The sequence below is a fragment of the Streptomyces sp. HSS9-12 genome, from assembly GCF_054963655.1.
In genome coordinates this window covers 84,808-96,434 of sequence record NZ_JBUEGC010000024.1, presented here as the reverse complement: position 1 = coordinate 96,434, position 11,627 = coordinate 84,808, and the positions used below count along the sequence as shown (strand labels likewise).

11 protein-coding genes and 1 riboswitch are annotated in these 11,627 nt (G+C 70.6%); all 11 genes read right to left on the bottom strand.

Annotated features, from left to right (window positions below; all coding sequences use genetic code 11):
- Window positions 1–322 precede the first annotated feature (322 nt).
- The 11 genes from ACY34J_RS15380 to ACY34J_RS15330 all read right to left on the bottom strand — a co-directional run bounded on the left by ACY34J_RS15380 (window position 323) and on the right by ACY34J_RS15330 (window position 11,601).
- Window positions 323–1,705 carry an NAD(P)/FAD-dependent oxidoreductase gene (locus tag ACY34J_RS15380; RefSeq protein WP_462726958.1) on the bottom strand — a complete coding sequence of 461 codons (1,383 nt, stop codon included), beginning with the start codon at window positions 1,703–1,705 and terminating at the stop codon, window positions 323–325.
- A 401-nt stretch (window positions 1,706–2,106) separates the two neighbouring features.
- Complete coding sequence (locus ACY34J_RS15375) at window positions 2,107–2,895, bottom strand: LppU/SCO3897 family protein (RefSeq protein WP_462726959.1); 789 nt, start codon at window positions 2,893–2,895, stop codon at window positions 2,107–2,109.
- Window positions 2,896–3,192: 297 nt separating this feature from the next.
- On the bottom strand, window positions 3,193–4,188 hold the full coding sequence (locus ACY34J_RS15370; RefSeq protein ID WP_462726960.1) for a Ppx/GppA phosphatase family protein: 996 nt from the start codon (window positions 4,186–4,188) through the stop codon (window positions 3,193–3,195).
- Window positions 4,185–4,754 (bottom strand): DUF501 domain-containing protein, encoded by a 570-nt coding sequence (locus ACY34J_RS15365; RefSeq protein ID WP_462726961.1) that lies wholly within the window; start codon window positions 4,752–4,754, stop codon window positions 4,185–4,187. Before ACY34J_RS15365 ends, ACY34J_RS15370 begins: the two co-directional genes overlap by 4 nt.
- A gap of 38 nt (window positions 4,755–4,792) precedes the next feature.
- Window positions 4,793–5,266, bottom strand: a complete 474-nt coding sequence (locus ACY34J_RS15360) for an FtsB family cell division protein (protein ID WP_462726962.1) — start codon at window positions 5,264–5,266, stop codon at window positions 4,793–4,795.
- 108 nt (window positions 5,267–5,374) lie between these two features.
- Complete coding sequence (gene eno, locus ACY34J_RS15355; RefSeq protein ID WP_462726963.1) at window positions 5,375–6,664, bottom strand: phosphopyruvate hydratase; 1,290 nt, start codon at window positions 6,662–6,664, stop codon at window positions 5,375–5,377.
- Window positions 6,665–6,847: 183 nt separating this feature from the next.
- A complete protein-coding gene (locus tag ACY34J_RS15350; RefSeq protein WP_462726964.1) occupies window positions 6,848–7,543 on the bottom strand; it encodes a transglycosylase family protein in 696 nt (231 codons plus the stop codon).
- A 4-nt stretch (window positions 7,544–7,547) separates the two neighbouring features.
- A riboswitch (cyclic di-AMP (ydaO/yuaA leader) is annotated at window positions 7,548–7,716 on the bottom strand.
- Between the two features lie 258 nt (window positions 7,717–7,974).
- Window positions 7,975–8,841, bottom strand: coding sequence for a transglycosylase family protein (locus tag ACY34J_RS15345; RefSeq protein WP_462726965.1), 867 nt, complete (start codon window positions 8,839–8,841; stop codon window positions 7,975–7,977).
- A 103-nt stretch (window positions 8,842–8,944) separates the two neighbouring features.
- Window positions 8,945–10,216, bottom strand: coding sequence for a cytochrome P450 family protein (locus ACY34J_RS15340; protein ID WP_462726966.1), 1,272 nt, complete (start codon window positions 10,214–10,216; stop codon window positions 8,945–8,947).
- A gap of 123 nt (window positions 10,217–10,339) precedes the next feature.
- Window positions 10,340–11,092 carry a lysoplasmalogenase gene (locus ACY34J_RS15335; protein WP_462726967.1) on the bottom strand — a complete coding sequence of 251 codons (753 nt, stop codon included), beginning with the start codon at window positions 11,090–11,092 and terminating at the stop codon, window positions 10,340–10,342.
- Window positions 11,093–11,190: 98 nt separating this feature from the next.
- Window positions 11,191–11,601: a DUF6479 family protein gene (locus ACY34J_RS15330; protein WP_462726968.1), complete on the bottom strand. Its 411-nt coding sequence runs from the start codon at window positions 11,599–11,601 to the stop codon at window positions 11,191–11,193.
- Between the last annotated feature and the right edge of the window lie 26 nt (window positions 11,602–11,627).

Sequence of the window (11,627 nt, the reverse complement as noted above, 5' to 3'; positions counted from 1 at the left end):
AAGGCCGCCCCGCGGCCGGGGTTTGTCGGCGCGAGCGCCGACCCGCACCGCACCTCCGGCGCGGGTTCTCCCGGCCCACCCGCCCCAATTCCTTGGGGCGCGTGGGCGGGGGAGCCCCACCGCCTAGCAGTGGCGCTGGAGACACGGCGCGGTGGCCGGCCAGACACCCGACTGGAGCGCCCACAGGCGCCAGGTCTGAGGGGGCGCGGCCAGCACGCGGTGGGGGCCGTAAGGGCCTCCGGCGCGGCCCGCCGGGGAACGCCGAAGGGGCGTCCGCACCACGGATGGCGGACGCCCCTTCGGGGGGACAAGCGACCGGAGGTCAGGACGCCTTGGCCTTCTCCGACCTACCGCTCTCGGCCTTCTTCGCCGTGGCGGCCGCCACCGGAGCCGCGGCCTCGTAGAACTCCTCGCGCGGGTGCTCCATCGCACCCAGCGAGACGACCTCGCGCTTGAGGAACAGCGCCAGCGTCCAGTCGGCGAAGACCCGGATCTTGCGGTTCCACGTCGGCACGGCCAGACCGTGGTAGCTACGGTGCATGTACCAGGCGAGCCGTCCCTTGAGCTTGATCTTCATCTTGCCCATGACGATCATCGCCACGCCCTTGTGCAGGCCGAGCCCCGCGACCGCACCCTTGTTGGCGTGCTTGTACTGCTGCTGCGGGAAGCCCCGCAGGGCGGAGAGCACGTTGTCACCGAGCACCTTCGCCTGGCGCAGCGCGTGCTGGGCGTTCGGCGGGCACCACTTGCCCTCGCCGGCGGCGAGGTCCGGGACCTGGGCGTTGTCACCCGCGGCCCAGATGTAGTCCGTCCCCTTGACCTGCAGGGTGGCGTCCGTGTCCACGTGACCGCGCGGGCCCAGCGGCAGGCCGAAGCGGGCGAGCGCCGGGTTGGGCTTGACGCCCGCGGTCCACACGATGGTGTTGGAGTCGACCTCGAGACCGTTCTTCAGCACCACGTGGCCGTCGACGCAGGACTCCATGGAAGTGTTCAGGTAGACCTCGACACCGCGCTTCTGGAGGTGCTCCAGGCCCCACTTGCCGAGTTCGGGGCCCACCTCCGGAAGGATCCTGTCCGCGGCGTCGACGAGGATGAAGCGCATGTCCTCGCGCTTCACGTTCGTGTAGTACTTCGCCGCGTCGCGGGCCATGTCCTCGACCTCGCCGATGGTCTCCGCGCCGGCGAAGCCGCCGCCGACGAAGACGAACGTCAGCGCCTTGCGGCGGACGTTCTCATCGGTGGTCGAGTCGGCCTTGTCGAGCTGCTCGAGGACGTGGTTGCGCAGGCCGATGGCCTCCTCCACGCCCTTCATGCCGATGCCGTTCTCGGCCAGGCCGGGGATCGGGAAGGTACGGGACACCGCACCGAGGGCCACGACCAGGTAGTCGAACGGCAGCTCGTACGACGAGCCGACGAGCGGCGCGACCGTGGCGACCTTGCGGTCCTGGTCGATGGAGGTGACGCGGCCGGTGAGGACCTCCGCCGTGGGGAGCACGCGTCGCAGGGGGACAACGACGTGGCGAGGGGAGATGCTGCCTGCGGCGGCTTCAGGCAGGAAGGGCTGGTAGGTCATGTACGAACGCGGGTCGACGACCGTGACGGTCGCCTCGCCGTACCGCATCTTCTTCAGGATGCGGCGCGCCGCGTACAGGCCGACGTACCCACCGCCTACTACGAGGATCCTGGGACGCTCCGTGGTGCTCATGTTTCGAGTATCCAGCACCCCTGTGGAGGGGGCTCGTGAGCCCCTTCACAAGCATGTCAGGAGCCTCTGCTACACTCCGCGGCTCCCGTGACCAAGGCCATAGCGCGATCGGGTCACCACGGTGTATCACGCGAGGGCCGCACCCCCGCTGAACTGGCCCTGTAAGCCGTGCCCCGCTGTGGAGCAAGTGACACCCACCAGAGGCCGCAACATGGCCGCAACAGCCTGTTGACTTCAAGATCGAAGGCTGTAGCGCCGTTTACCCCGCCCTTACGCCCCCACAGAGGCCTCACAGGGCACTTTTTCATGTGAAGAGTTTCACGAAGGTTTTTGTGCGGCACGTCTCAGGACGCCCTCCAGGCGGCCTTACGGCGGGCTCGGCGCGTGCCGGGCGACGCCCGTCAGCCGCGGAAAATCGTGGTGCACAACAGCGTCCTGCCGTCGTCCACCGTCCAGGCCCAGTACATCGTCTGATCGCCTTGGACGCGGGCGCAGTTGCGGGCCGAGGGGTTGGCCGGGGCCCGGTAGACGCCGGTGATGTGCATGATCTGGTTGTAGGCGGCGGGGACCTTCTTGTCCGTGCAGTCCACGGCCGTCATGGGCCCCAGGCTGATCCTGGTGTTGCTGCCGCTGCCGGACTGCTTGCCGAGCAGGCAGTAGTTCTTGTGGTAGATGCGCGTGAGGCAGAGGACCGTGCTCTTCCCGTCGGTGGAGGAGTAGGACCAGTAGGACTTCCCGGTGCCGTCCGGGCAGCTGAACGTGGACGAGGCGACCTGGGTGACGTGCACCAGCGCCTTCTCGCTCTTGCAGGAGACGGGCTCTGGCGGGACCTCGGTGCTCCACTCGACCCTGTCGACGCCGGAGCCGGTGTCGTAGACGGGGAGGCAGTCGCCGGCGGAGACCGCCTGGAAGGCCTCGGTGGTGGGGTCGGGGGTCGCCGAGGTTGTCTCCGGAGCCGGTGCGCCGCCGTACGAGTCGTCCGTGCCGCTGTCGTCGGTGGCCGACACGGACGGCGAACCCGCCGCCTCGTCGGCCTGTGAGTTGAACGCTCCGGCGACGGAGGTCACGGCGAGAACCGCGGCCAGGAGCAGCAGCACCAGGCTGCCGACGATCACGATGGCGACCACAGCCGCGGGGTTGCCGCTGCGGGGCTGCGGGCCGCTGGGCGGGAAGGGCGGTCCGTACGGCATCTGCGGACCCGACGGCGGGCCGGGCGGGCCAAGCGGCGGTCCAGGTGGGCCGGGCGGGCCAGGCGGCGGACCAGGTGGGCCGGGCGGGCCAGGCGGCGGACCCGGCGGGCCGGGTGGCGGGCCGAACGAGTTGCTCATGCTGTCCCCCGAAGCTGCGATTCTCGAATGCACGTGGCATGTGCATGCTACACAGCCTCTGACAGGCCCTCGGCTGCCTTTCAGACGGTGATCAGGGCGCCGGGGCCTGCCTCTGCCTCTCGGTGTCAGGCCAAGCCGTCGGGCATCACTGACGCATGGTCACTCGGCGATGCTCCACGCGATGCCGTCGAGAATGTCGTGCTCGCTGACGACGACCTCCGCCGCCCCGATCCGCTCCATGATCATCAACAGGACGAGCGCCCCGGCGCCGATCACATCCACCCGGCCCGGGTGCATGACCGGGATCGCGGCCCGCTCGGCGTGGGTGGAGCTCAGCAGCCGCTCGGTGATCTCCCGGACCTGTTGGATGGAGATCCGCGCGTGGTGGATGGCGGCCGAGTCGTAGGCGTCCAGCCCGAGCGCGATACCGGCGACGGTGGTGACAGATCCGGCCAGCCCGACCAAGGTGCGCGCCTCGTGCAGGGGAACCGTCTCCTCCACCAGATCCAGCGCGGCGGCGATGTCCGCCTTTATGGCGGCGATCTGGGCGGGCGTGGGCGGGTCGCTGATCACACCCTCGTGTACCAGGTGACGCTCGGTCATCCGGACACAGCCGATGTCGACCGAGCGCGCGGCCCGGACATGCTCCTCGCCGACCACGAACTCCGTGGAGCCGCCGCCGATGTCCACCACCAGATACGGCTGCTCCAGACGGACCGGCCCCTGACCGCCCGCCGACCTTCCGTCGAAGGGCTTCGCGCCCTGCTCCATCGCCGCGAGCTCCTTGGTCGCCCCGATGAAGGAGAACTCCGCCTCCTGGTCACCGCTGATCACCTCGGGCTCGACGCCGAGGATGCCGACGACGCCCCGCACGAACTCCTCGCGGTTCTCGGCATCGCGGGAGGCGGAGGTCGCCACGAAGCGGGTCCTGTGGGCCCCGAGCTCGCGGATCACCTCGGCGTACTCATGGCAGGCCGCGAAGGTCCGCTCCAGCGCCTCGGGCGCGAGCCGGCCCGTACGGTCCACGCCCTGGCCGAGGCGGACGATCTGCATCCGCCGGTCCAGCTCCTTCAGGTCCCCGGTCCGGGGATCGGCGTCGGCGACGAGCAGGCGGATGGAGTTCGTACCGCAGTCGATGGCGGCGACCCTGGTCACTTCTCCTCCTCCTGCGACTCCGCGGACTGCGCAGACTCCGCGGCCCCCTTCGACGGGCACTCCACACATGGCCCCTTGCGCCACCACTCCGGCAGCATCGCGATGGCCTCGTCGCCCAGCGGGTTCACACCGGGGCCCGCGGCCAGCGAGTGGGCGACCAGGACGTGCAGGCACTTCACCCGGTCCGGCATGCCGCCCGCGCTCGGGAAGCCCTCCAGCACCTCGATCGCGTCACGCCGCCGGATGTAGTCCTCGTGCGCGGCCCGGTACGCGGCGGCCAGCTCCGGATCCTCGGCGAGCCGGGCCGTCATCTCCTTCATCACGCTCTCGGCCTCCAGCGTGCCGATCGCGGACGCGGCGCGCGGGCAGGTCAGGTAGTACAGCGTCGGGAAGGGCGTGCCGTCCTCGAGGCGCGGCGCGGTCTCCACCACATCGGGCAGCCCGCACGGGCAGCGGTGCGCGATGGCGCGCAATCCGCGCGGGACCCGGCCCAGCTGCGCGGCGATGGCGGCGGCATCGGCGTCCGTGGGCGGGGTGGGGTCGGTCTTGGGCGGGGGCGTTTCCATGCCTGGACAGATATCTCTTCGGTCGGTTCGGATCGGGTTCAGCGGCGTCCGTCGACGCTGTCGACGTCGTCCCAGAGGTTGCTGTACCAGGGACGGTCGGCCGCACGCTGGTCGTCGTGGTGCCGGTCGGCGCCGGCGGAGCCGTCGCGGACGGTGTAGCCGGTCTCGCCGGGGCGGACGTAGTGCAGGTGCTCACGGGCCTGCTGCTCGACGTAGGCCGGGTCCTGCCAGCGCGCCTTGGCGTCCCGCAGCTTCTCGACGGCCTCCCGGGCCTGCTCGGCCTGCCGCCGCTGCTCGGCGATCTCCGAGCGCTGCGACACCCACTGTCGCATGGGGTAGGCGAGGGCGACGACGAGCGAGCACACGACGAGGGCGAGCACCGCGGCGCGGCCGGTGAGGCGGCTGCGTGGGCGGGGCGCCCGGGACTGGGCGCGGTAGACGCGAGCGGCCGCCTGCTCACCGAGCGCCTTCAGCCTGGTCGCCGTGGAGAACCGCTCCCGGTCCGCGGCCACGTCGCCTCCCCTGGTCGGCCTGGTCCCTGCGTCACAACGTACGTACGTCCCCGGCCACGGTACGGGACCGGGCGCGGGGACGTACGTCAGGCGTGCCTGGCTGATTGCTTACCGGTTCGCGGGGCGGAACCGCGGGAACGCGGAGCGGCCCGCGTACTCCGCCGCGTCGTCCAGGATCTCTTCGATGCGCAGCAGTTGGTTGTACTTGGCGACACGGTCCGAGCGGGCCGGGGCGCCGGTCTTGATCTGGCCGCAGTTGGTGGCGACGGCCAGGTCGGCGATGGTGACGTCCTCGGTCTCACCGGAGCGGTGGGACATCATGGACTTGAAGCCGTTGCGCTGGGCGAGCTCGACGGCGTCGAGGGTCTCGGTCAGCGAGCCGATCTGGTTGACCTTGACCAGCAGGGCGTTGGCGGCGCCCATGTCGATGCCGCGCTGCAGGCGCTCCGGGTTGGTGACGAACAGGTCGTCGCCCACGAGCTGGACCTTGTCCCCGAGCTGGTCGGTGATGGTCTTCCAGCCCTCCCAGTCCTCCTCGTTCAGCGGATCCTCGATGGAGACCAGCGGGTACGCGTCGACGAGCTCGGCGTAGTACGCGGTCATCTCGGCGGCGGAGCGGGACGTGCCCTCGAACTCGTACGCGCCGTCCTTGTAGAACTCGGTGGCGGCGACGTCGAGCGCGAGCGCGATGTCCTGGCCGGGGGTGTAGCCGGCCTTCTGGATGGCCTCGACGATCAGGTCGAGCGCGGCGCGGTTGGACTCCAGGTTCGGGGCGAAGCCGCCCTCGTCGCCCAGGCCGGTGGACAGGCCGCGCTCCTTCAGCACGCCCTTGAGCGCGTGGTAGGTCTCCGCGCCCCAGCGCAGGGCCTCGGAGAAGGACTCCGCGCCGATCGGGGCGATCATGAACTCCTGGATGTCGACGTTGGAGTCCGCGTGGGCTCCGCCGTTGAGGATGTTCATCATCGGGACGGGCAGGAGGTGCGCGTTCGGGCCACCGAGGTAGCGGAAGAGCGGCAGGTCGGAGGCCTCGGCGGCGGCGTGCGCGACGGCGAGGGAGACGCCGAGGATGGCGTTGGCGCCGAGCGAGGACTTGTCGGGGGTGGCGTCCAGGTCGAACATCGCCTGGTCGATCAGCCGCTGTTCGGTGGCGTCGTAACCGACGAGCTCGGGGCCGATCTGCTCGATGACGGCGAGGACGGCCTTCTCGACACCCTTGCCGTTGTAGCGGTTCTTGTCACCGTCGCGGAGCTCGAGGGCCTCGAACGCACCGGTGGAGGCACCGGAGGGCACGGCAGCACGGCCGGTGCTGCCGTCGTCGAGGCCGACCTCGACCTCGACCGTTGGGTTTCCTCGCGAGTCGAGGATCTCCCGGGCTACGACGACGTCGATGGACGGCACGAGCATCTCCTTCTGGGATTGACTCTGAAACGCAGTGTCTCTGTGGCTCTGCGGCATGAGCCTAACCGCCCTGTGGCCCGGCGCCTGCCGACCGACCGTCCGGCGAGACGAAAAGGCGCCCAAAGGACCTTATTACGGCAGAAACAGCTGGCCAGGACAGGGCGGTCCCGAGGAGGGTCGCTGTCAGCCCAGGTGGAGTCGCTGGCCGGGATGGATCAGATTGGCGTTGACCAGGGCGTCGTCGTTGAGGGCGTAGAGCCGGCGCCAGCCGCCCCGGACGCCGTGGGCTGAGGCGATCGCGGAGAGGGTGTCGCCACGCTTGACCGTGTACGCGCCGCCCGTCCGGCCGGCCTTGCGCACCGAATGCCGGGGGTGGTCGACGCGGGCGGGCCGGGCGTGGGCGGCCCGGTCGGCACTGGAGCGCCCGGCGCGGACCTTCGCGCGCGGGCCGCCGGCGGTCAGGCCGGCGCGGGTGGCACAGCCCCAGGCACGCGGGCCCTGCATCGCGAGCAGCTTTTCGGCGATGGCGATCTGCTGCGCCTTGGTGGCGAGGTCGGCGCGCGGTGCGTATCTGGTGCCGCCGGCTGCGGCCCAGCTGGACCGGGAGAACTGCAGACCGCCGTAGTAGCCGTTGCCGGTGTTGGCGGACCAGTTGCCTCCGGACTCGCACGCGGCGACCCGCTCCCACATGGAGGCGGAGGCGGCGGAGGCGGACTCGACGCCGGTCAGCAGTGCGGTGCAGGCAGCACCGACGAGGGCGACGAGAGCGCGGGCGGCGATGCGGGGGGCCGGAAAGGGCCGCGGGTCGTCGTCTCGGGACAGGAATGGGGAATAGTGTGTGCGTTTGTGCTTGATGCCCTCGGAGCCGGAATTCACCATGACGGGGTCTCCTCACCGACGCCTGCGAGGTGAGCTGTCGGGTTCGGGCTGTGAGTGCCCGGCCGAGTGCTCCCGCACTGGGCTTCACCCCTAGCCGGCCGGCCTGCCGCTGTCGGCGGGCGCGTACGGCGCTTACCTGGGTCCCCCGCTCCTGCCTGCGGCGCTTACGCCTCGACTGACCACCGAACGCCCGGCAGGATTCGGCGTGGCGATCGGCGGTGCCCGCTGTTGCGGAACAATCAGACGTTAAGCACACCGGATCAAGGGTTCAAAGCCTGACATTTCTCCACAACTGCCGCTGTCACCCCCTCAGAAACAGATATCTCCGCAGGTGAGAGCCGATGAGGGGGTATCAGACAGCGCAACCGCGCCCGTTAGGGTGATGTCATCCCGATTCGCATTCGGGGCAGTTCAGGGGGAATTGGCCCGAACTACTGCTGAGAGCCGTCGAGAACCAGCCGCTGACCAGGCAGGATCAGATCGGGATCGGAGCCGATGAGATCCTTGTTGGACGCGTAGAGGGCGGGCCAACCGCCAGTGAATGCCTGCTCTTGGGCGATTTCTGAGAGATTGTCACCCGGGCGGACCACGTATCGGCCTTCCGCGGGCTCCGTACGGCCCGAGCCCCCGTCCCGCGAAGCGTGCCGGCCACCGTCGCGGGCCTCGCCGTTGTGGTCCTCCGGCGCCGGTTCACCACGGTGCCTGCCGGTACCGGGCTCGGCGTGCGCCGGGGAGTCGCTCGCGAGGTTCCCGCCCGGCTCCTCCGTACGGTCCGCCGCCCGGCTTCCGCTGTCCGCCTCGTCGGACGGCGCGGCGTCGTGCGAGTCGGACTTGTCGGGCTTGGCAGTCCTGGTCGAACCCGGCTCCGGCTCAGGCTCGGACGACTGCGTACCGCCTGCGTCCACATCCGGGATGACGTCGTCCAGAGCAAGTCCGGTCTTCAGCGCGCAGCTGGGCCAGGCCTTGTTGGCGCCTTCCGCGTCGAGCACCTTCTCGGCTATGACGATCTGCTCGGAGCGGCTGGCGAGGTCGGGACGCGGGGCGTAATCCCGGCCACCGAAGTCGTTCCAGGTCTGCAGGGCGAACTGCAGCCCGCCGTAGTAGCCGTTGCCGGTGTTGGCGCTCCACATGCCGCCGCTCTCGCACTGGGCGACCCGGTCCCAGGTCTCGGCATCCGCGGCGTGCGCGCCCGCTGCGCCGAACAGCGGCAGCGCGATCCCCGCGCCGGTCACCCCGGCGGTGACGACGATGGCCGGGGCCTGACGGGGGCGGCGGTGTCGACCGTTCCCGGAGCGCATACGGTTGCCTTTCGCGTTACGGATGTTGCCAGTGAATCGAAGCCCGAAGTTAGCGGCGCCCACGGACACATCACAACACGATGTAGTGAAGATCACGTGGAGGTCACGTCGTTGATACTCGTCCATTTTTCTGCGGAGAGAATTCCACAGGAAGTGCCCGCAATCCGCGCATAATGAGCCCGCCGCGCCATCGCAAATCCGCCGGATCCACGGCAAGTTGCAGATCGGGCAGTCGGCGGAACAAGGTGGCCAGGGCCGTCTGCGCCTCCAGCCTCGCCAGCGGGGCACCCAGGCAGTAGTGGATGCCATGGCCGTAGCCGAGGTGCTGGTTGTCGCGGCGGCCGAGGTCGAGGGTGTCCGGGTCCGCGAAGCGCGCCGGGTCGCGGTCGGCGGCCGCGAGCACGACCAGTACGGGGTCGCCCGCGGCGATGCTCTGCCCGCCGATCGTCAGCGGCTCGGTCGCGAACCGCCAGGTCGCCAGCTCGACCGGCCCGTCATAGCGCAGCAGCTCCTCCACGGCGGTCGCCAGGAAACCGGTGTCGTCCGCGGCGAGGGCGCTGTGCAGCCGCCCGCGCTGCTCGGGGTTGCGCAGCAGCGCGTACGTGCCGTTGCCGATGAGGTTGACAGTCGTCTCGAAGCCGGCGAAGAGCAGGATGAACGCCATCGCGGCCGCCTCACCCTCGGTGAGGTGCTCCCCTTGGTCGCTGGCGCGGATCAGGCCCGAGATGAGGTCGTCGCCGAGGTCGGCGCGCTTGCGGTGGATCAGCTCGGCGAGATAGCTGCGCATCTTCTTCACCGATCGGGCCACTCCCCCGCGCGGCCCGCCGCCGTGCCGGATCATGATCCCGGCCCAGTCCCGGAAGTCGTCCTGGTCCTCGGCGGGGACGCCGAGCATGTCGCAGATGGCGTAGATCGGCAGCGGGAACGCGAACTCGTGAATCAGGTCCGCGCTCCCCCGCTCGCAGAACCCGTCGGTGAGCCGGTCGGTCAACTCCTGCACGCGGGGGGCGAACTCGGCCACTCGGCGCGGGGTGAACGCCTTCGACACCAGGCGGCGCAGGCGGGTGTGATCAGGCGGATCGATGTTGAGCAAATGTGTCATCAGCTCGGCGCTGCGCTCGCCCGGAATGCCTATCTTGCCCTTGGCGTGGGCGGCCTCACTGTGATGGACAGGGTTCTTCGACAGCCGTGGCTCGGCCAGGGCCTGACGGGCGTCGGCGTTACGGGTCACCAGCCAGGCGTGCACCCCGCTCGGCAGCTCGGTCCAGTGCACGGGGCTGTGCTCGCGCAGCCAGGCGTACGCGGGGTACGGGTCGGCGGCGAACTCCCAGCTGAACAGCTCGGGCGGGGTGGTCGACAGTCTCTGCTCGTGCACCCTTCGACCGTATCCGGCGCGCGGCTCGGCCGAGGAGCAACGTCCTCCCAGCGCTCCAGCCAGCCGGAGGTGCGCGGCTCGGCCGAGGAGCAAGATCGTGATCGTCAGCCGTGCGCTCGGCGATCACGGCGCAGCGGTGGGGCCGTCCTCCCAGCGCTCCAGCCAGCCGGAGGTAATGAGGTACTGGCCGAGCAGGTAGCCCGCCATGATCAGGACCTCCTGTGCCTCCCGGGAGGGCAGTTCGTGGCCGGCCGCCTGGAGTCCGATCAGCAGGTCCGATGCCAGGAAGGACGCGGCGCCCGCGCCGACCTTGCCGCCCACGCCGAGGGCGGTGGCGCCCATCACGGCGAGGGCGAGGCTGTACCCGGCGACGGGCAGCCGCAGTTGCCTGTCGAGGGCCGGGGCCAGCAGGGCGTTGACGGCCGCCCAGCCCGCCAGGCAGCCGAGCGCCGGCCACGGCTTGTGCGCGATACGGCGGAGGGCGCCGAGCCGCGTGTAGCCGGCGGTGTAGCTGACCTGGGTGCCCAGGAACGCGGCCATGCCGAGGAGGAAGGCGGGTTCGTACTCGTCGAAGAGCAGCGCCGTATCGCCCGCGGCGGCGAAGGCGAGCCCGGCGACCAGCGTCTTCGGGACGGGCGCGGAGGCGTCCGGACGGCGGCGCAGTACGTGGCCGGCGAGCGCGGGCATGAGCAGCGGCTTCGCGGCACGGCGGAGGCCGCGGGGGCTGCGGGCCACGGCCAGTACGTCGACGGCGGACAGCGCCCCGAACGCGGCGAGCGCGCCACGGCCGTGGCCGTCCGGTCGCGTCAGCCGCGCGACCGTGGAAACGGCCGCGTTTTTGAGCGTACGGCGCTTGCGCTGCCCGGTGATCGCCATGCGGGGCAGTCTCTCGATGCTGCTGACGCCAGGTCAACAGGCGGTGCGTGTGACGCCCACCGCTCCCCGGCGCCTTGCGCCGGGGACTGTTCCGGCGGTCAGCCCGTGCCGTGGGAGCTGCCGCCCCGGTCGCTCCACTTCGGCGGCGTGTCCGACTTGGCCGGGTGCGTACGCGTCCCCAGCTCGTACGGCATCCGCCGGATGCCGTTGCGCGGCACCTCGTCGTGTTCGGCGCGCTCGCTGAGGTCCTCGCGCGGGCGAGCCAGGTCCTGGTGCCCTGGCCCGTGGTTCGGCGGCACCTCCCCGCCCTCGTACTCCTGCTCGGTCCCCCACGCGCCATACCGCGGCTGCGGCTCCTGCGGCGGTGGCGGTTCCTTGGCGCGGACACGCAAGCCCAGGACCACTGCCAGGATCAGCACGGCCACGACGAAGATCCCGATGACAAACGGTCCGATGCCGACGAGGAAGTCCCTGCTGACGGCCAGTTCCATGCTCAGTTCCCTCAGCATGCGCACCGAGTACCCCGGCCGGCGCC